The following is an 18,165-nucleotide window of genomic DNA, read 5'->3' as shown; positions in this document are numbered from 1 at the left end:
AGGCAGTCATGGCCGATACGATGCAATTCGACCTCGTGTCGCCCGAACGGAAGCTTGCTTCCGTTCAGGCCCGTGAGGTGCGGATTCCGGGCACCGAGGGCGATCTGACCGCCATGCCGGGCCATGCGGCCCTCATGACGACGCTGCGCCCCGGCATCCTGACGGTGGTTTCTGCCGAAGGCACGGCCGAATTCGCGGTGACGGGCGGTTTTGCCGACATCACCGCGGAATCGGTGACCGTCCTGGCCGAACGCAGCCTGCCCAAGGCAGAGCTGACCGCCGCGATCCACGCCGAGATGGTCGCCGAGGTGCGCGCCGCGAAAGAGGCGGCCCATCCCTCTGTTGCCGATGCGGCCGCCAAGCTGCTGTCGGACATGGAGGCCCTGGGCGGCCACATCATGGGTTGAACCAGCGCCAAGCAGACCTTCAAAAGCCCCGGAGCGATCCGGGGCTTTTCTTTTGCCTGCATCCGATTACAGTCATGTGGCATTTCAGAAAGATGTCAGATGAACAAGTTTGACGGCCACCGGCTGGGGATCGCGCAGGGATCGCTCCTGCTGTTTTCCGATTACAAGGATGGCGGCGTCATGTGGACCGGCCATGGCCCGCGGGAAATGCGCCGCCGCGTGATCTTTGCCGAGGCTTATCGCGGGGCCCCGGCGGTGCAGGTGTCGCTGTCGATGTGGGACATTGACGCGGCGCATAACGGGCGGATGGATATTTCGACCGATGTGGTGACGCGCGAAGGCTTTGACATCGTGTTTCGGACCTGGGGCGACAGCCGGGTGGCGCGTGTGCGGGCCGATTGGCTGGCGATCGGCCCGGTTGCACATGCCGATGACTGGATGCTGGATTGACGCGCGGACAGGCGTGACCCCGGCCGGCAACCATGAAAAAGGGCGCCCGAAGGCGCCCTTTTCCGTTCCCTTGCGGGGCAGATCACATCATGCCGCCCATGCCGCCCATGTCGGGCATGCCACCGCCGGCGGGGGCCTTGGGTTCGGGCTTGTCGGCCACCATCGCTTCGGTGGTGATCAGCAGGCCCGCGACCGAGGCCGCATCTTCCAGCGCGGTCCGCGTGACCTTGGCCGGGTCGATGACGCCGAACTTGAACATGTCGCCATATTCTTCGGTCTGCGCGTTGAAGCCGAAGGTCAGGTCGCTGGATTCGCGGATCTTGCCGGCCACGACAGCACCGTCGACACCCGCGTTTTCCGCGATCTGACGCATCGGGGCTTCCAGTGCGCGGCGCACGATGGCGATGCCGGCGTCCTGGTCGTGGTTGGCGCCATTCAGGTTTTCCAGCGTCTTGCCGGCCTGCACCAGCGCCACGCCGCCGCCCACGACGATGCCTTCCTGCACGGCCGCACGGGTCGCGTTCAGGGCGTCATCGACGCGGTCCTTGCGCTCTTTCACTTCGACTTCGGTCATGCCGCCGACGCGGATGACCGCAACGCCGCCGGCCAGCTTGGCCACACGTTCCTGCAGCTTTTCGCGGTCGTAGTCGCTGGTGGTTTCCTCGATCTGGGTGCGGATCTGGGCCACGCGGGCTTCGATCTCGGCCTTGTCACCGGCGCCGTCCACGATCGTGGTGTTGTCCTTGGTGATCGAGACTTTCTTGGCGCGGCCCAGCATGTCCATGCCGACGTTTTCCAGCTTCATGCCCAGATCTTCCGAGATCACCTGGCCGCCGGTCAGGATCGCGATGTCCTGCAGCATGGCTTTGCGGCGATCACCGAAGCCCGGCGCCTTCACGGCGGCGATCTTCAGGCCGCCACGCAGCTTGTTCACCACGAGGGTCGCAAGGGCTTCGCCTTCCACGTCTTCGGCGATGATCAGCAGCGGCTTTTGCGACTGGATCACGGCTTCCAGCAGCGGCACCATCGGCTGCAGCGAGGACAGTTTCTTTTCGTGCAGCAGGATGAGGCAGTCTTCCAGATCCGCGATCATCTTGTCGGGGTTGGTCACGAAATAGGGCGACAGGTAGCCGCGGTCGAACTGCATGCCTTCGACGACTTCGACCTCGGTCTCCATCCCCTTGTTTTCTTCGACGGTGATCACACCCTCGTTGCCGACCTTCTGCATCGCGTCAGCGATCTGGCGGCCGATGGTGGCCTCGCCGTTGGCCGAGATGGTGCCGACCTGGGCGACTTCGTCGCTGTCCTTGACCGGGCGCGAGGCGGCCTTGATCGCTTCGACGACCTTCGAGGTCGCCAGGTCGATGCCGCGCTTGAGATCCATCGGGTTCATGCCGGCGGCAACCGCCTTCATGCCCTCTTTCACGATCGCCTGGGCCAGAACGGTCGCGGTGGTGGTGCCGTCGCCGGCCTCATCGTTGGTGCGGGAAGCGACTTCCTTCACCATCTGTGCGCCCATGTTCTCGAACTTGTCGGAAAGCTCGATTTCCTTCGCGACCGACACGCCGTCCTTGGTGATGCGCGGTGCGCCGAACGACTTTTCGATGACGACATTGCGGCCTTTCGGGCCCAGCGTGACCTTGACGGCATCCGCGAGGATGTTCACGCCTTTCAGCATGCGGTCGCGGGCATCGGTGCCGAATTTAACGTCCTTGGCAGCCATGTTGATCTGCTCCTGTCTTCAATTTCGTTGTGATAGGCGTCAGGGGACCGGCGATCAGCCGATGATCCCCATGATGTCGCCTTCCTTCATGATCAGCAGCTCTTCGCCGTCCAGCGTGACCTCGGTGCCCGACCACTTGCCGAACAGGACGCGATCGCCCACTTTCACCGAGGGCTGGATCAGTTCGCCCGAATCCTTGCGTGCGCCTTCGCCCACGGCGATCACTTCGCCCTCGGCCGGCTTTTCCTTGGCGCTGTCGGGGATGATCAGACCGCCCTTGGTCTTTTCGTCGCTTTGCACGCGCTTGACCAGCACACGGTCGTGAAGCGGTTTGAATGCCATCTGGTAACACTCCCTAAGGTTCCAGGTTTGAAATCCATTAGCACTCACCCGTGATGAGTGCCAACGGCGAAACAGTTAGGCACGGCATCGCGCGCTGTCAACGGGGGCTTGCGCGAAAATCTGTGCCTTGGCGGGGACGGCGGGGCGTGGCAGTCTGACCGCCGGTTTGTGGAGCGTCGGATGCTGCGGTTTTGCCTTGCCTTCATCCTGTGTCTTGCCGCGCCGGGGGCGCAGGCCGCCTGCGAGGGGCGCAATCTGTTTGACGCCTTGCCTGCCGAAACGCAGGCCGATCTGCGCGCCGCCGCAAGTGCCGCGCCGCATGCCGAGGGGTTGATCTGGCAGGCCCGGCGCGGGGCGCAGCGGGTCACGCTGATCGGCACCTATCATCTGGACGATCCGCGCCACGACCGGCTTCTGGCCGCGGCACTGCCCTATCTTGACGGCGCCCGGGTGCTGCTGGTCGAGGCCGGGCCGGACGAAGAGGCCGCCCTTGCCGCCGAGATCGCCCGCAACCCCGGCGCGATGTTCGAAACCGGCGCGACATTGCCGGAACGCCTGCCCGAAGCGGATTGGCAGCGCCTGGCCGCCGCCCTGTCGGACCGGGGCGTTCCGGCGTTTCTGGGCGCCAGGATGAAGCCCTGGTATGTGGCGATGACGCTGGCCCTGTCGCCCTGCGCCATGGCCGAGGTTGCCGCCGGGGCCAAGGGGCTGGACGGTCGGCTGATCGCCGCGGCGCAGGCGCGCGGGCTGGAGGTGCGGGCGCTGGAACCCCATGACACCGTGCTGCGCCTGTTCGCGCAGATCCCGCCCGAGGATCAGATCGACATGCTGCGCGTGGCCGTGGCCACGGCCGGGCAGGCCGACGACTATACAACCACCCTGGCCGATGCCTATTTCGACGAAACCCCGCGGCTGATCTGGGAATTCACCCGCCATGAGATGGAAACCCGGTCCGGCCTGCCGCCCGGGGCGGTGGCGGCCCAGCTTGCGCTGACCGAAGACCTGCTGATGACGCAGCGCAACATGGCCTGGCTGCCGGTGATCGAACAGGCGCTGGCCAATGGCCCCGTGGCGCTGGCCGCGGGCGCGTTGCATCTGCCGGGGCAGGGGGGGCTGCTGGCGCTGCTGGCCGAACGCGGCTTTGCGCTGGATCGGATCGCGCTGGACCTGCCCTGATCCGGCATGACCCGGCCGGGGCGGCGGGTGACAAGCGCCGCCGCAACGCTTATAACGCGCGCGAAACGTGACCCAGCCCGAGGTTTCCCATGACGATCAAGGTTTTCGGCCACAAGGCCCCCGACACCGATTCCACCGGCTCGCCCATCATCTGGGCTTGGTATCTGACCGAGGTGAAGGGCACCCCGGCCGAACCCGTGCTGCTGGGCGAACCCAACACCGAGGCCGCCTTTGTCCTGAAACGGTGGGACCTGCCCAAGCCGCGGATCATCGCCGATGTGGCGGCCGGCGAAACCTGCGTGGTGGTGGACACCAACAACCCCGCCGAACTGCCGCCCTCGATCAACGACGCCAACGTCATCCAGATCATCGACCATCACATGCTGGCCGGTGGCCTGAAGACCAAGGGGCCGATCGACATCACCATCCGTCCGCTGGCCTGCACGGCCACCATCATGTACGACCTGATGGGCGCGGATGCCGCGAAGATGCCCGAAAACATCAAATGCGCGATGCTGTCGTGTATCCTGTCGGACACACTGGAATTCCGCAGCCCCACCACCACCGCCCATGACCGCGCGGTGGCCGAAACGCTTGCGCGGGAACTGGGAATTTCCATCCCTGACTATGCCGCGGAACTTTTTGCCGCGAAATCCGATGTCTCGGCTTTTTCGGATGCGGACCTGCTGCGCATGGACAGCAAGGAATATGAGGTCGCGGGCAAGCAGTTGCGCGTCAGCGTGCTGGAAACCACCGCGCCCAGGGTCATCCTGGATCGCAAGGCCAGCCTGATGGCGGCGATGCCGGGGGTTGCCGCCGCGGATGGCGCCGATCAGGTGCTGTTGTTCGTGGTCGACATCCTGCGCGAAGAGGCCACGCTGCTGGTGCCCAACGATCTGGTCCGCCAGATCGCCGAGGCGTCCTTCCCCTGCAAGGTGGACGGCGATTCGGTCGTGCTGCCCGGCATCATGAGCCGGAAAAAGCAGATCATCCCCGCGCTGAAACTCTGACCATGGCGCGTTGGGCCGGGCAGACCGCGCCGTCCGGCCCGTCTTGTGTGCCGCCTGCCCGCGGGCGGCGCCTTTCCCCTTTGCCGCAGGACCCAAGATGACCCGGATCATTTCCGATCTTTCCCAGATCTCCGCCGCTTATGACACGCTGTTTTGCGATCTTTGGGGCTGTCTGCACAATGGCGTCGCCCCCTTTCCGGCGGCGGTCGCGGCGCTGCGCGGCTTTCGCGCCGGGGGCGGCAAGGTGGTGCTGCTGACCAATGCCCCGCGCCCGGCGGCCTTTGTCACCGCCACGCTGGATCGCATGGGTGTTCCGCGCGATTGCTGGGATCTGGTCGTTTCCTCGGGCGATGCGGCGCAGGATGCGATGTTCGCCGGCGCGGTCGGCCGCCGTATCTGGCACCTTGGCCCCGACAAGGACGATGGCTTTTTCAACGCCATCCCGGCGGAATGGGCCGATGCCCCCCTGATCGAGCGTGTTTCCCTGGACGAGGCCGAGGGCATCGTCTGCACCGGCCCATTTGATGAACAGACCGAGGTTCCCGAGGATTACCGCGCCCGCTTTCTTCTGGCCAAGACCCGCAACCTGCCGATGCTGTGCGCCAATCCCGATATCGTGGTGGATATGGGCGACAAGCGCATCTATTGCGCGGGCGCGCTGGCGGCGCTGTATGAGGAAATGGGCGGCACCACGCTGTATTTCGGCAAGCCCCATCCGCCGATCTACGATCTGGCGCGCCGCAGGCTGGCCACGATCGGCGCGGGCGGCGGCGGGCGTATCCTGGCGGTGGGCGACGGGATCAACACCGATATCGCGGGCGCCACGGGCGAGGGGATCGATTCCCTCTTCGTCACCTCGGGGCTGGCGGCGGGCCAGTTCGGCCCCGATCCCGACATACCCGACGCCGACCTGCTGCAACGCTGGCTTGCCACCCGGATGCAGGCCCCCACCTTCACGATCGGCGCCCTGCGCTGATCGTTGCTGCACCGGCACAGGGATTCACGCTGGCTCGGCGGGAAATTTTGTTGCGCATGATGATTTCTTAATGAAAATAAATTACGCCGCTATTGCGCGCGCGTTGGGGTGCGTGCTATGCTGCAGTGCAACATGAACCTCTGGCAGGGACTGCATGACCATGCTCGACAATTTTCCCCGTGGCACGATCTGCATCGAAGATATCGAAATCGGCATGGTGCGCTATCTGCGCAAAGAGGTGACCGACCGCGACATCGAACTGTTTGCCGAGGTTTCGACCGATCGCAACCCGGTGCATATGGATGACGCCTATGCCCGCGACACGATCTTTGAGGGGCGCATTGCCCATGGCATGTTGACCGCGGGTCTGATCTCGGCGGTGATCGGCGAACAGCTGCCGGGCCATGGCACCGTCTATCTGGGCCAGAGCCTGAAATTCATGGCCCCCGTCCGCCCCGGTGATGTGGTCTATGCCGAGGCCAAGGTGACCGCGATCGATCACGCCCGGCGCCGTGTGACCCTTGAAACCCACTGCGCGGTGGGCGATACGGTGGTCCTTAAAGGCGAGGCGCTGGTTCTGGCGCCCTCGCGCAAGTTCGACTGACCGGCGGTGCCCGCCGGCAAGGGCGGGGACGATGGAAACCTATACCCACTGGCAGGGCCTTCCACAGGCTGCGCGCGGCGCGTCTGTTGCCATGGGCAATTTCGATGGCGTGCATCTGGGCCATCAGTCGGTGATCGATCTGGCGCGTGGCAAGGGGCCGCTGGGCATCGTCACCTTTGAACCCCACCCGCGCCAGGTCTTTGCCCCGGACGCCCCGGCCTTTCGCCTGATGAACCCCGAGGCCCGCGCCCATCGCATGGCAAAGCTGGGGGTCGAACGGCTGTTCGAACTGCCCTTCAACGCCGAACTTTCAGGCATGACGCCTGAGGGTTTTGCCCGCAACGTTCTGGCAAAGGGGCTGGGCGTGGCCCATGTCACCGTCGGCGCCGATTTCCATTTTGGCAAGGGCCGGACCGGCACAGGCGCCGATCTGCAGGATCTGGGCGCGCAACTGGGCTTTGGCGTGACCGTGGCCCCGCTGATGCAGGTGTCGGGGCTGGAAATTTCCTCAACCGCGATCCGCAATGCCCTGGCCGAGGGACGCCCGCGCGATGCCGCGGCCATGCTGGGTCACTGGCACCGGATTGATGGCGCGGTTCTGCATGGCGAAAAGCGCGGCCGCGACCTGGGCTTCCCCACCGCCAACATGAGCGTGGCCGGCCTGCACCTGCCGAAACTTGGCGTCTATGCGGTCAAGGTCGATGTGCTGACCGGCCAACATGCCGGCGGCTATCACGGCGCGGCCAGCCTTGGGGTCCGGCCGATGTTCGGGGAAAACCTGCCCAATCTGGAAACCTGTCTGTTTGATTTTTCCGGCGACCTTTACGGCCAGCATCTGTCGGTGGCGCTTGTGGATTACCTGCGCCCCGAGATGACCTTTGACGGCCTGCCCGGGCTGATCGCACAGATGCAGGCCGATTGTGCCCGCGCGCGCGAAATCCTGGCCGCGCTCTGACGGGCGGGGCTTTCCAATTCCGCCCGGATCGGTCAGGTTGCGCGGATGACGAAACTGCGCCCCAACTTCTGGACCCTGCCGCTGGACCGCCTGACCCCGCCCGAATGGGAGGCGCTCTGCGATGGCTGCGGCAAATGCTGTCTCAACAAGATCGAATATGAAGATACCGGCGAGGTCGAATTCACCCGGGTCGCCTGCCGCCTTCTGGATGGGGAAACCTGTCGCTGCACCCAGTATGAAATCCGGCACCAGTTCGTGCCCGATTGCGTCCGCCTGACGCCGGCCAACATCGCCGGGATCGCCTATTGGATGCCCCGCACCTGCGCCTATCGGCTGCGGTTCGAAGGCAAGCCGCTGGAGGACTGGCACCACCTGATTTCCGGGGATCCAGATTCGATCCATCGTGCGGGCATGTCGGTGCGCGGCTGGACCGTGCCCGAATTCGAGCTCACCGAGGACGATTGGGACGATTACATCATCGAGGATCTGGCATGAATTTCGCCTCTGACAACACCTCTGGCGTAGCGCCGCAGATCATGACGGCGCTGGCGCAGGCGAACCAGGGCCATGTGGCGTCCTATGGCGGCGACGCGCTGACCCTGCAGGTACGCGACCGCCTGCGCGATATTTTCCAGGCACCCGGGGCGGCGGTCTATCTGGTGGCAACCGGCACCGCCGCCAATGCCCTGGCCTGTGCCACGCTGACCCCGCCCTGGGGCGCGATCTTTTGTCATCGCAACGCCCATATCGAGGAAGATGAATGCGGCGCCCCGGAATTCTATACCGGCGGGGCGAAACTGGTGCTGGTCGATGGCCCGCATGGCAAGATGGGACCCGATGCCCTGCGCGCGGCGATCGCCCATACCGGCCGCGCCGGGGTTCACAACATACAGCGCGGCATGGTGTCAATCACCAACGCGACCGAGGCGGGCACGGTCTATACCGCCCCCGAGGTCGCCGCCCTGTGCCAGGTTGCGCGCGATTTCGGCCTGCCCGTGCATATGGATGGCGCGCGCTTTGCCAATGCGCTGGTAACGGCGGGGGACTCACCGGCTGAACTGACCTGGAAGGCCGGGGTGGATGTGCTGTCCTTCGGTGGCACCAAGAACGGATGCATGGGCGTCGAAGCGGTGATCCTGTTCGATCCCGCCAGGGCATGGGAATTCGAACTGCGGCGCAAGCGCAGCGCGCATCTGTTTTCCAAGCATCGCTATCTGGCGGCACAGATGGCGGCCTATCTTGAGGGCGATCTGTGGCTGGATCTGGCGCGCCGGGCCAATACCGCGGCGGAACGCCTGTCCGCGGGGATCGTGGCTTTGCCGGGTGCACAGCTTGATCACCCGACCCAGGCCAATGCCGTCTTCGCCCGCTTCCCGCGCCGTTGCCACCGCGCGGCCATGGCCGCCGGGGCCAGCTATTACTTCTGGCCTTTCGACCAGTCGCTTGAGGGGCCGGAGGACGAGCTTTTGTCGGCGCGTCTGGTCTGTTCCTGGTCCACGCAACCCGAGGCGATCGACGCCTTTCTGTCCACGCTGAACGGATAGCGGGGCAGGGGGGCACTGCCCCCCTCTTGGCTGCGCCAATTCACCCCCCGGGATATTTGGACAAAGCCGAAGGCAGCTTCATCTTCGGCTTTGCAAAAATATCCCGGGGGGAGCGCGGAACGCGCGTGGGGGGCAGCGCCCCCCTAGCTGCGGTCGAGGTTCATCGCGACCAGTCCGGCCACCTGCGCGGCATGCGTCATCGGTGCCATGTGGCCGGCGCCGGGGATGCGCGCGGTCGCGACATCGGCCAAACGCGCGGCCAGGCGTTCGTGAATGCGGTGGATGATTTCCGGGCTGTCGCCGCCTTCGATCAGCATGACTGGCGCGTCTATGGATTCCAGCCCGCCTGCGCGCAGGATATTTCCTGTATCGCCGAAATTATCCCGGCTTGCCGCAGCGATCAGGTGTATCCGGTCCGCCATGCCCTGCTGCATCCGGTCCGACATGTCTTGCCAGGGACTTGCCCCCCAGCGGCCGACAAACTGACGGGCGGCCTGGGTGGTGTTGCCGCTGTCCAGCAGTCGGCTGAGTGTGTCATGTTCGGCGCATTCCTGATCCCATTCAGCCGTGTCGATTGCCGCGCGGAACAGGACCGGCTCGATCAGGGTCAGGCTGCGCACCGCTTCGGGGGCGGCCACGGCCAGCCGCAGCGCGATGCAGGCGCCGAAGCTGTGGCCGATCAGGTCGACGGGCCGGGTGATGAAGCTGGCCAGGATCTGGGTGGACAACTTCTGGTAGGGCCCGGCGCCGTCATAGGGGCCGCTTTTGCCTTGCCCGGGCAGGTCGAAGGCGGTCATCGTCAGTTGCGGCAGAAAGGGGGCAAGCGTGCCCCAGTAGCGGCCAGACGCCAGCATGCAATGCACCGCGACCGCGGGGCGGTCGCCCGTGCCGAAGGTCTGCCAATGCACCGACTGGCCCGCGCGCAGGTCAACGGGCATCACAGGCCCCCCAGATGCGCGTCCAGGAAATCCAGCCGGTCCTGGCCCCAGAACCGCTGGTCGGTGTCGCGCAGGATATAAAAGGGCGCGCCGAAGACGCCGCGTTCGACAGCCTCTTCCAGGTTGCGTTCATAGGTTTCGGCGCCGGTGAACAGGCCGGATGTGACAAGGTTACCGTCAAAGCCATTCGCCACAAGTGCGGCGCGGATCACCTCATCCTCGGCGATGTTGCGATCCTCGGCCCAGCAGGCGCGCAGGATGGCATGGACGAGCCCGCCCAGATCGCCCGCCCCGCCCTGTTTCACCGCCTTTTGCGCGGCGATGATCGCATAGGCGGCAGGCGCCTGATTGGTGGGGAAATGCGCGGGCGCAGGCGTCAGCGGCAGGCCCAGCCGGTCCGACCAGCGGGCCAGTTCCTGGGCGCGATAGGCCAGTCGGCTGGGGTGGCGCGCGGCGGGGCGGGTGCCCCCCGTCCGGTCGAACAGCGCCAGAATGTCGATCGGCTTGTAGGTGATCGTCGCCCCGTGCCGGGCGGCGGTTTCCTCAAGGCGCAGGCCTGCCAGGTAGCACCAGGGTGAGATGGGCGAGAAAAAATAGTCTATATGAGCCATTCGGGCGGTCCTTGGTGCGTGGGATGTTTGCGGGGAAGCTAGCCCGGTGCTAAGGCAGGCGCAATCTTCCCGAATCCGCCGGTCTGCCCCGGCGCAGCGTGCAAAGGATGCCCGTCAATGGCTGCCATGACCGAACCCAAGCTGATTTCCGGCAATGCGAACCGTCCGCTGGCCACCGCGATCGCGCGGCGGATGTCGATGCATCGGGGCATGAGCGTGGGGCTGGTCGACGCCCGGGTCGAGCGTTTCAACGATCAGGAAATCTTCGTCGAGGTTTATGAAAACGTCCGCGGCGAGGATATGTACATCATCCAGCCGACCTCGAACCCGGCCAATGACAACCTGATGGAACTGCTGATCATCACCGATGCGCTGAAACGGTCCTCGGCCGATCGCATCACCGCGGTGATCCCTTATTTCGGTTATGCCCGTCAGGACCGCCGCGCCAAGGCGCGCACGCCGATTTCGGCCAAGCTGGTCGCGAATTTGCTGACCGAGGCGGGGGTGGACCGGGTGCTGACGCTGGACCTGCATGCAGCCCAGATCCAGGGCTTCTTCGACATTCCGGTAGATAACCTTTACGCCTCGCCGATTTTCGCGCTGGACATCCTGCACCATTTCAAGGGCCAGCTGGAGGATGTGATGGTGGTTTCGCCCGACGTGGGGGGCGTGGCGCGGGCGCGCGAACTGGCCAAGCGCATCGGCGCGCCGCTGTCGATCGTGGACAAGCGCCGCGAAAAGGCGGGCGAGGTCGCGGGCATGACGGTGATCGGCGATGTGGCGGGCAAGAAATGCATCATCGTCGATGACATCTGCGATACCGCCGGCACGCTGTGCAAGGCGGCCGAGGTGCTGATGGAAAACGGCGCGACCGAGGTTCACAGCTACATCACCCACGGCGTCCTGTCGGGCCCGGCGGTCGAGCGGGTCAGCAATTCGGTGATGAAGTCGCTGGTCATCACCGATTCGATCGAGCCGACGGCGGCGGTGAAATCGGCCCATAACATCCGCATCGTGCCGACCGCGCCGATGTTTGCGCAGGCGATCCTGAACACCTGGTCCGGGACCTCGGTGTCGTCGCTGTTTGAAACCGACACGCTGATGCCGATCTATGAGGGGATGTATTCCGCGCTTTGATCAGCGCAGAATGCGTTCCAGGGGATCGTAACCGATTGCGCCCGCGTCGCCCCAGGCCGCGGGCGCAAGGCTGTCAGGCTTGTGTGGCAGGCGGGCCAGTTCCTCGCGGGTGACAAAGCGGCGGTGGGTCACGATGCCCTCGGGCTCGGTCCAGTGCGCGGGAACCGGCCCGACCGGGGTGGCGCGGAAAAAGATCTCGATCTGATGAAACCCGCTGTCGGGGTCGTGGAATTCATTGACCAGCGCGGGCGCGCCCACCGTGATCGCGATGCCGGTTTCCTCATGTATCTCTCGCGCCAGGTTTTCGGGCAACGAGGCGCCGGCATGCACCCCCCCGCCGGGCGCGCACCACAGCACGGGCTGGCCGCCGGGCCAGGCATTGACGATCAGCAGGCGGTTGTCATGCAGGATCAGGGCACGGACGCCGATCCGGGGGATGCGTGGTTTCATGCGCGCAGGATGACGCCCGCGCCCGCGCCGTCAAGGGGGATCAGCCCCGGGTCAGGACCCGGTTCACATGGCCCATCTTGCGGCCCGGCTTGGCCTCGGCCTTGCCATACAAATGGATCGACAGGTTCTTTTCGCGCGCCAGCTGTGGCACCTGCAGCACGTCGTCGCCGATCAGATTGGTCATTTCCACATCGGCATGGCGCGACCCGTCGCCCAAAGGCCAGCCCGCCACCGCGCGGATATGCTGTTCGAACTGATCAACGGCGCAGCCCTGCTGTGTCCAATGGCCCGAATTATGCACCCGCGGCGCGATTTCATTGACCAACAGGCCCTGCGGCGTCACGAACAGTTCCACCCCCAGTACACCGACATAGTCCAGCGCGTTCAGGATGCGGGCCGCGATCAGCACCGCATCGCTGCGTTGCGCGGGCGTGATGCGGGCGGGCACGGTCGTGGTGTGCAGAATGCCGGTGCGATGGACGTTTTCGCCGGGATCGAAACAGGCGACCTCACCCGTCACACCGCGCGCCGCGATGACCGAGATCTCGCGGCTGAAATCGACAAAGCCTTCCAGAATGGCCTCGGCCCCCGCCATCGCGGCCAGACCGACGGGCGCATCGGCGGGCGCCATGATCCGGGCCTGGCCCTTGCCGTCATAGCCCAGCCGCGTGGTTTTCAGGATCGCGGGCGTGCCGATCCGGTCAATCGCTTGCGCCAGGCTGTCGGCATCGGTGACCACGGCCCAGGGGGCGGTCGGCAGGCCGATATCATTCAGGAAGGTCTTTTCCGCGATCCGGTCCTGGCTGACGGCCAGCGCACGCCGGCCCGGGCGGATCGGGCGGGCAGCCTCAAGAATGTCCAGCGCCGCGGTGGGAATATTCTCAAACTCATAGGTGATCACATCGACCGAGGCGGCGAATTCCGCCAGCGCCGCGGTGTCGTCATAGGCGGCGGTGGTCACGCGATCGGCGACATGGCCCGCGGGCGGGTTCGCGCCGGGTTCATAGATGTGGGTTCGCAGCCCAAGGCGCGAGGCCGCGACCGACAGCATCCGGCCCAGCTGGCCGCCGCCCAGAATGCCGATGGTGGAACCGGGGGGCAGGGCGTCAGACATCGGTCGGCTCATCGGGGATCGAGGCGGACAGCGCATCGCGCCAGGCATCCAGCCGGGCGGCCAGCGCGGGATCATTCAGCGCCAGGATGCCCGCGGCCATCAGGCCCGCATTGGCCGCCCCCGCCGCCCCGATCGCCATTGTGGCGACGGGATAGCCCTTGGGCATCTGGACGATGGAATACAGGCTGTCGACGCCCGACAGCGCCCGGGTCTGCACCGGCACGCCGATCACCGGCACCCGGGTTTTCGAGGCCATCATGCCGGGCAGATGTGCCGCCCCGCCCGCGCCCGCGATGATCACCTGCAGCCCGCGGTCCACAGCTGCCTTGCCATAGGCCCAAAGCCGGTCAGGCGTGCGATGCGCCGAGACGATCCTGGCCTCGTAGGCCAGGCCCAGTTCATCCAGGATTGCGGCGGCCTCCTGCATCGTGGGCCAGTCCGACTGGCTGCCCATGATGATTCCCACTTTCACGCCCATACATGGCCCCTTGGTCAACTTGGGGGCACTATAGCCAAGGGGGGGCGGGGCGCAATGCCTGCCCGATCCGACAGGGGCGGGCAGGGGGGTCAGGCGATGATGTCGGGCGTCAGCTGATCCTGCAGCCGGGCGATTTCATCCTTCAGCCGCAGCTTCTGCTTTTTCAGGCGCACCAGCGCCAGCTGATCGCCGCGCCCCGATACCGTCAGCGCGTGGATCGCATCGTCAAGATCCCGATGTTCGCGGCGCAACACCTCCAGCTTCACGCGAAGCACCTCTTCGGGGTTCATCTCGATCTGCGCGTTCATGTGCGGTTCCGATACAGGATGGCAAGGCAACAAGGCTTGACGTCCCATGTGATTCGTTCGCATGGGGCCGACCTTCGGTTTAGTATAGCAATTTCCGGCCCTTGCGGGGGGAATTTTCCTGCCCCGGGCGCGGTCCCGCCCCCTTGCAGTGGGCCCCGGCCTTGCCCATATTTCCAGCAAGGGTTGCCGATGATCGGGACCTTCCCAGGGCAATGTCGCTTTGAAAAGGGCTTGCAGATGACGAAACTAAGCTTTGGCGCGCATCCCCATCTGCTGGGGTTCGATCAGCTGGAACGGCTGGTGGAACGGACGGCGAAGGGCGGATCGGATGCCTATCCCCCTTATAATATCGAACAATGCGGGGCGGATGCCTTCCGCATCACGCTGGCCGTCGCGGGTTTTGCCGAACCTGATCTGGCGATCACCATGGAAGATCGCGCCCTGGTCATTCGTGGGCGTCAGGCCGAGGATGCCGCGGCCCGTGTGTTCCTGCATCGCGGCATCGCCGCGCGGGCCTTCCAGCGCAGCTTCGTTCTGGCCGACGGGGTTGAGGTTGCCGGGGCGTTGCTGGAAAACGGCTTGCTGCACATCGACCTCAAGCGCGCGGCACCCGAGCCGGTGGTCCAGCGGATTCCGATCCGGCGCAGTTAAGAAAGGGGTGACACCATGGATGTGAAATTCGATTTCGGGGCCGAAACCGGCGAGCGGATCGTTTATGTCCGCCCGGTTGCCGTGGCTGACCTGCCCGAGGAAATCCGGGCCCAGGCCATGGGCCTTCAGACGCTTTATGCGCTGCATGACGAAAGCGGCGAGCGGCTTGCCCTGGTCAAGGACCGCTGGATGGCCTTCGCGCTGGCACGGCAGAACGATCGCACCCCCGTCAACGTGCATTGACACCAGATTGCAGCCCCCCGGCGCGGCGTACGGGGGGCTTTCGTGGGGGCGGCGGTTGTCGGGGGCGATCCAATCGGTTGCGCCCCCCAGGGCAAGGCCCCCGATCTGATCCTTTCTGACCGGGTGATCCGTCCTGCGCATCATTGTGCCCCCGCTTTTGCCCGGTGCGCGCCCTTGCCCGCGATCAGGCCGACATCATCGCCTGGGCCTCTTTGCCGGTTGCGCACATCCGCGCCGTTGGGCCGCCGCCCTGAAACCCCGGGCCCAGTTCCGGGAACAGCGCCAGAACCTCGGCGCCGGTGACTTCATCCATCAGCGTTGCAGCATGGGGGCCGGGATGGAAGCTTTCGCTCAGCAACCCGTCAGAGGCGACGATTTCGTGCCGCTCGAACAGGATATGGACATAGGTGACCCAGTCGCACGGGGCCCGCACAACATCGGACCCGTTCACCAGATCCTTGGCCGCCACCAGAACCTCGGGTGTGCCACACCCCAATTCCGCCCGCCAGCCCGACACCAGCACACGGTGCTGCGGTGACAACCGGATATCGGTTCCATTGTCGAACGCGCCCGCGCGGATCAGCACCGGGGCATGAATCCCGTCGCCACGGACCCGCCGCATGCCGATCCAGCGCAGGGGTTGCAGCCCGTTATCCAGCGTCGCCACCAGGTCCCCCGGGCGCAGCCGTTCGATCGGGACCGGCCCCCGCGCCGTGTCGATCGGCGTGCCCGCGGTAAAGCAGACGAAGGGTGTGTCGAACGTGGCCACATAGAAGCCACTGTATTCGACCCCGTCAAAGGTACCAAGCGTGATCTGGCTGACCTTGGTATACTTGGCACCAACGGGGATGCTGCTGTCCAGCAAGCGCACCGCATATGTGCCATCGGTGAACAACACCACGCCCATGCGCGCATCCGAATAGGTCGTGCCATCGATCACAATCGTGCTGCCAGGATATTGCGCGACTTCCAGGACGGTCTTTTCAACGTCGCCGATGATCACGCGGTCCTCGGTTGCGATGCTTTCGGCACCGTCATCGGCATCGGCGTCATGGATGATGCCGTCATCATTGGCATCGCGATGGATGCTGGAGGTATAGGCCCTGGGGTCAACGGACAGGCCATTTCCGTTCGCACCAAGATTGTCCTGCAAATTCAACGAGAATCCGGGCCAAAGCGTATTGCCCGAATACCAAAGCCAGCTTTCCGTGTCGGTCATCTCTATCATGCTCCGCAACCAGTTCTGGCAGGGATACGCAACAGACGTGAACAAACCGGAAATACCGGGCCGATTCGGCGCGCGAACCGGCCCGGGCCAGGATCAGCCTTCGCCCGCCAGGAACCGTTCGGCATCCAGCGCGGCCATGCACCCCATGCCGGCGCTGGTCACGGCCTGACGGTAGACATGGTCGGTCAGATCACCCGCAGCGAAGACCCCGGGGACCGAGGTACGGGTCGATCCGGGTTCAACCTTCACATAGCCGCCGTTGTGCAGCTCCAGCTGGTCCTTGACCAGCTCCGAGGCGGGGGCATGCCCGATCGCCACGAAGAAGCCATCGCAGGGCACGACGGTTTCGGCGCCGGTGCCGACATGACGCGCGCGCACGCCGGTTACCCCCAGCGGCGCCTCGGTTCCAATCACCTCTTCCACGGTGTGGTTCCACAACACCTCGACTTTGGGGTTCTTGAACAGGCGGTCCTGCATGATCTTTTCGGCGCGCAGCGTGTCGCGGCGGTGGATCAGCGTAACCCTGGTGGCGAAATTGGTCAGGAACAGCGCCTCTTCCACGGCCGTGTTGCCACCGCCGATCACCACCACCTCGCGGCCGCGGTAGAAGAACCCGTCGCAGGTCGCACAGGCCGAAACGCCGAAGCCCTTGAACTTCTCCTCCGACGGCAGGCCGATCCATTTTGCCTGCGCCCCGGTGGCCAGGATTACCGCCTCCGCCTCATAGCGCGTGCCCGAATCCCCCTGGGCCACGAAGGGACGACGCGACAGATCAAGGCTTGAAATGTGATCGCCCACGATCTCGGCCCCCATGGCGCGGGCGTGTTCCTCCATTTTCACCATCAGGTCAGGTCCCTGCACATGGGTCTCTCCGGGCCAGTTCTCAACCTCGGTGGTGATGGTCAGCTGACCGCCGGGCTGAATGCCCTGCACAAGCACCGGTTGCAGCATGGCGCGTGCCGAATAGACCGCGGCCGTATAGCCCGCGGGACCCGACCCGATGATCAGCACCTTCGTCTTCTTCGTCTCGGCCATCTCTGCCTCCTTCTGTGTCGGCCAAGGATATAAGGCCCGGGGCAGGGCGGGAAAAGCCCCGATCGGCCGGTTCGGCCCGGCCCGTGCCCCGGGCCTTGCGTTGCGGTGCTGCGCCATCCGGCGAAATAATATTGCGCATTCCCGGTCGGACAGATAAGTTCCCGCAAAATTCCGGAGGATAGAATGGCCAGCAACAAGCTTGACGAGATCGACCGCAAGATCCTGGCCGAGCTGCAGGCCGATGGCCGGATGACGAATGTCGAACTGGCCAAGCGCGTCGGCATTTCCGCGCCGCCCTGCCTGCGGCGTGTGCGCACGCTGGAAGAGGCGGGCTTTATCCGGGGCTATCATGCCGATGTGAACCCGCGCGAGCTGGGCTTTGAGGTGCAGGTCTTCGCCATGGTACGCCTGCACAGCCAGGCCGAGGCCGATCTGGCCGCCTTTGAGGCCCGCTGCCGCGCCTGGCCGCTGGTGCGTGAATGCCACATGCTCAACGGCGAAATCGACTTCGTGCTGAAATGCGTGGCCCCGGACCTGTCAACCTTCCAGTCATTCCTGACCGGGGCACTGACGGCGGCCGAGAATGTGGCCAGCGTCAAGACCAGCCTGGTGATCCGCTGCGCCAAGGACGATCCCGGCGTGCCTTTTGACGTGCTGGAAGAACGGATCGCGCGCCTCGCCTGATCCACGGGCAGCCGCGTGCCCCGTCGAGGGGCCCCCGGCTGCGGGGCTTTGCGCCCCGGGGTCCCGCACCTGCGCCCCCTTCGGTTTTGCAGAAATATCCC

General features: G+C 65.3%; 23 protein-coding genes. 13 read left to right on the top strand and 10 right to left on the bottom strand.

Annotated elements, in window-relative coordinates; all coding sequences use genetic code 11:
* Nucleotides 1-8 precede the first annotated feature (8 nt).
* The gene (locus ACK8OU_RS06720; RefSeq protein ID WP_410302596.1) at nucleotides 9-407 is read left to right on the top strand and encodes a F0F1 ATP synthase subunit epsilon; all 399 of its coding nucleotides are present in this window, start codon (nucleotides 9-11) and stop codon (nucleotides 405-407) included.
* Between the two features lie 99 nt (nucleotides 408-506).
* Nucleotides 507-857 carry an H-type lectin domain-containing protein gene (locus ACK8OU_RS06715; protein ID WP_410302595.1) on the top strand — a complete coding sequence of 117 codons (351 nt, stop codon included), beginning with the start codon at nucleotides 507-509 and terminating at the stop codon, nucleotides 855-857.
* A gap of 82 nt (nucleotides 858-939) precedes the next feature.
* Here ACK8OU_RS06715 and groL read toward each other — a convergent pair whose 3' ends face one another.
* Together groL and ACK8OU_RS06705 are read right to left on the bottom strand one after the other, a co-directional pair.
* Nucleotides 940-2,580 (bottom strand): chaperonin GroEL, encoded by a 1,641-nt coding sequence (gene groL, locus ACK8OU_RS06710; protein WP_410302594.1) that lies wholly within the window; start codon nucleotides 2,578-2,580, stop codon nucleotides 940-942.
* Nucleotides 2,581-2,634: 54 nt separating this feature from the next.
* Nucleotides 2,635-2,922, bottom strand: a complete 288-nt coding sequence (locus ACK8OU_RS06705) for a co-chaperone GroES (RefSeq protein ID WP_410302592.1) — start codon at nucleotides 2,920-2,922, stop codon at nucleotides 2,635-2,637.
* A gap of 180 nt (nucleotides 2,923-3,102) precedes the next feature.
* Between ACK8OU_RS06705 and ACK8OU_RS06700 the strand changes: the two genes are divergently transcribed.
* The 7 genes from ACK8OU_RS06700 to ACK8OU_RS06670 all read left to right on the top strand — a co-directional run bounded on the left by ACK8OU_RS06700 (nucleotide 3,103) and on the right by ACK8OU_RS06670 (nucleotide 9,187).
* Nucleotides 3,103-4,098 carry a TraB/GumN family protein gene (locus tag ACK8OU_RS06700; RefSeq protein WP_410302590.1) on the top strand — a complete coding sequence of 332 codons (996 nt, stop codon included), beginning with the start codon at nucleotides 3,103-3,105 and terminating at the stop codon, nucleotides 4,096-4,098.
* An 89-nt stretch (nucleotides 4,099-4,187) separates the two neighbouring features.
* The gene (locus tag ACK8OU_RS06695) at nucleotides 4,188-5,108 is read left to right on the top strand and encodes a manganese-dependent inorganic pyrophosphatase (protein WP_410302589.1); all 921 of its coding nucleotides are present in this window, start codon (nucleotides 4,188-4,190) and stop codon (nucleotides 5,106-5,108) included.
* A gap of 97 nt (nucleotides 5,109-5,205) precedes the next feature.
* On the top strand, nucleotides 5,206-6,084 hold the full coding sequence (locus tag ACK8OU_RS06690) for a TIGR01459 family HAD-type hydrolase (RefSeq protein WP_410302588.1): 879 nt from the start codon (nucleotides 5,206-5,208) through the stop codon (nucleotides 6,082-6,084).
* Between the two features lie 160 nt (nucleotides 6,085-6,244).
* A complete protein-coding gene (locus ACK8OU_RS06685; RefSeq protein WP_410302758.1) occupies nucleotides 6,245-6,688 on the top strand; it encodes a MaoC family dehydratase in 444 nt (147 codons plus the stop codon).
* Between the two features lie 31 nt (nucleotides 6,689-6,719).
* Nucleotides 6,720-7,643 carry a bifunctional riboflavin kinase/FAD synthetase gene (locus ACK8OU_RS06680; protein ID WP_410302587.1) on the top strand — a complete coding sequence of 308 codons (924 nt, stop codon included), beginning with the start codon at nucleotides 6,720-6,722 and terminating at the stop codon, nucleotides 7,641-7,643.
* A 45-nt stretch (nucleotides 7,644-7,688) separates the two neighbouring features.
* Complete coding sequence (locus ACK8OU_RS06675) at nucleotides 7,689-8,138, top strand: YcgN family cysteine cluster protein (RefSeq protein WP_410302585.1); 450 nt, start codon at nucleotides 7,689-7,691, stop codon at nucleotides 8,136-8,138.
* On the top strand, nucleotides 8,135-9,187 hold the full coding sequence (locus ACK8OU_RS06670) for a threonine aldolase family protein (protein WP_410302584.1): 1,053 nt from the start codon (nucleotides 8,135-8,137) through the stop codon (nucleotides 9,185-9,187). The genes ACK8OU_RS06675 and ACK8OU_RS06670 overlap by 4 nt, the downstream gene beginning before the upstream one ends.
* A 143-nt stretch (nucleotides 9,188-9,330) precedes the next feature.
* Here ACK8OU_RS06670 and ACK8OU_RS06665 read toward each other — a convergent pair whose 3' ends face one another.
* On the bottom strand, nucleotides 9,331-10,125 hold the full coding sequence (locus ACK8OU_RS06665; RefSeq protein WP_410302582.1) for an alpha/beta fold hydrolase: 795 nt from the start codon (nucleotides 10,123-10,125) through the stop codon (nucleotides 9,331-9,333).
* Nucleotides 10,125-10,736 (bottom strand): 2-hydroxychromene-2-carboxylate isomerase, encoded by a 612-nt coding sequence (locus ACK8OU_RS06660; RefSeq protein ID WP_410302581.1) that lies wholly within the window; start codon nucleotides 10,734-10,736, stop codon nucleotides 10,125-10,127. The genes ACK8OU_RS06665 and ACK8OU_RS06660 overlap by 1 nt, the downstream gene beginning before the upstream one ends.
* A gap of 117 nt (nucleotides 10,737-10,853) precedes the next feature.
* On the opposite strand from ACK8OU_RS06660, the gene ACK8OU_RS06655 reads away from it, so the two are divergent.
* Entirely contained in the window at nucleotides 10,854-11,873 is a 1,020-nt protein-coding gene (locus ACK8OU_RS06655) for a ribose-phosphate pyrophosphokinase (protein ID WP_410302580.1), read from the top strand.
* On the opposite strand, the gene ACK8OU_RS06650 is transcribed toward ACK8OU_RS06655, so the two are convergent.
* From ACK8OU_RS06650 to ACK8OU_RS06635, 4 genes are all read right to left on the bottom strand, one after another.
* The gene (locus tag ACK8OU_RS06650; protein ID WP_410302579.1) at nucleotides 11,874-12,323 is read right to left on the bottom strand and encodes an NUDIX domain-containing protein; all 450 of its coding nucleotides are present in this window, start codon (nucleotides 12,321-12,323) and stop codon (nucleotides 11,874-11,876) included. It abuts the gene before it with no gap.
* A 40-nt stretch (nucleotides 12,324-12,363) separates the two neighbouring features.
* Nucleotides 12,364-13,437 carry a 5-(carboxyamino)imidazole ribonucleotide synthase gene (locus ACK8OU_RS06645; protein ID WP_410302577.1) on the bottom strand — a complete coding sequence of 358 codons (1,074 nt, stop codon included), beginning with the start codon at nucleotides 13,435-13,437 and terminating at the stop codon, nucleotides 12,364-12,366.
* Nucleotides 13,430-13,915 carry a 5-(carboxyamino)imidazole ribonucleotide mutase gene (gene purE / locus ACK8OU_RS06640; protein ID WP_410302576.1) on the bottom strand — a complete coding sequence of 162 codons (486 nt, stop codon included), beginning with the start codon at nucleotides 13,913-13,915 and terminating at the stop codon, nucleotides 13,430-13,432. Before purE ends, ACK8OU_RS06645 begins: the two co-directional genes overlap by 8 nt.
* Before the next feature lie 89 nt (nucleotides 13,916-14,004).
* Nucleotides 14,005-14,223, bottom strand: a complete 219-nt coding sequence (locus tag ACK8OU_RS06635) for a YdcH family protein (protein ID WP_250041659.1) — start codon at nucleotides 14,221-14,223, stop codon at nucleotides 14,005-14,007.
* 237 nt (nucleotides 14,224-14,460) lie between these two features.
* Here ACK8OU_RS06635 and ACK8OU_RS06630 point away from each other — a divergent pair, with 237 nt between their 5' ends.
* Both ACK8OU_RS06630 and ACK8OU_RS06625 read left to right on the top strand, forming a co-directional pair.
* Nucleotides 14,461-14,874 carry an Hsp20 family protein gene (locus tag ACK8OU_RS06630; RefSeq protein ID WP_410302574.1) on the top strand — a complete coding sequence of 138 codons (414 nt, stop codon included), beginning with the start codon at nucleotides 14,461-14,463 and terminating at the stop codon, nucleotides 14,872-14,874.
* Between the two features lie 15 nt (nucleotides 14,875-14,889).
* Nucleotides 14,890-15,117: a DUF1150 family protein gene (locus tag ACK8OU_RS06625; RefSeq protein WP_410302573.1), complete on the top strand. Its 228-nt coding sequence runs from the start codon at nucleotides 14,890-14,892 to the stop codon at nucleotides 15,115-15,117.
* A gap of 184 nt (nucleotides 15,118-15,301) precedes the next feature.
* Here ACK8OU_RS06625 and ACK8OU_RS06620 read toward each other — a convergent pair whose 3' ends face one another.
* Nucleotides 15,302-16,336 (bottom strand): Hint domain-containing protein, encoded by a 1,035-nt coding sequence (locus ACK8OU_RS06620; RefSeq protein WP_410302572.1) that lies wholly within the window; start codon nucleotides 16,334-16,336, stop codon nucleotides 15,302-15,304.
* A 102-nt stretch (nucleotides 16,337-16,438) separates the two neighbouring features.
* Entirely contained in the window at nucleotides 16,439-17,380 is a 942-nt protein-coding gene (trxB, locus tag ACK8OU_RS06615) for a thioredoxin-disulfide reductase (RefSeq protein ID WP_410302571.1), read from the bottom strand.
* 183 nt (nucleotides 17,381-17,563) lie between these two features.
* Between trxB and ACK8OU_RS06610 the strand changes: the two genes are divergently transcribed.
* Nucleotides 17,564-18,064: an Lrp/AsnC family transcriptional regulator gene (locus tag ACK8OU_RS06610; protein WP_410302570.1), complete on the top strand. Its 501-nt coding sequence runs from the start codon at nucleotides 17,564-17,566 to the stop codon at nucleotides 18,062-18,064.
* Nucleotides 18,065-18,165 lie beyond the last annotated feature (101 nt).

The organism is Pontitalea aquivivens, from assembly GCF_046507575.1.
GTDB classification, from domain to species: Bacteria; Pseudomonadota; Alphaproteobacteria; order Rhodobacterales; family Rhodobacteraceae; genus Pontitalea; species Pontitalea aquivivens.
The sequence above is the reverse complement of the archived record's forward strand: the minus strand, read 5'-3'. Positions and strand labels throughout refer to the sequence as shown.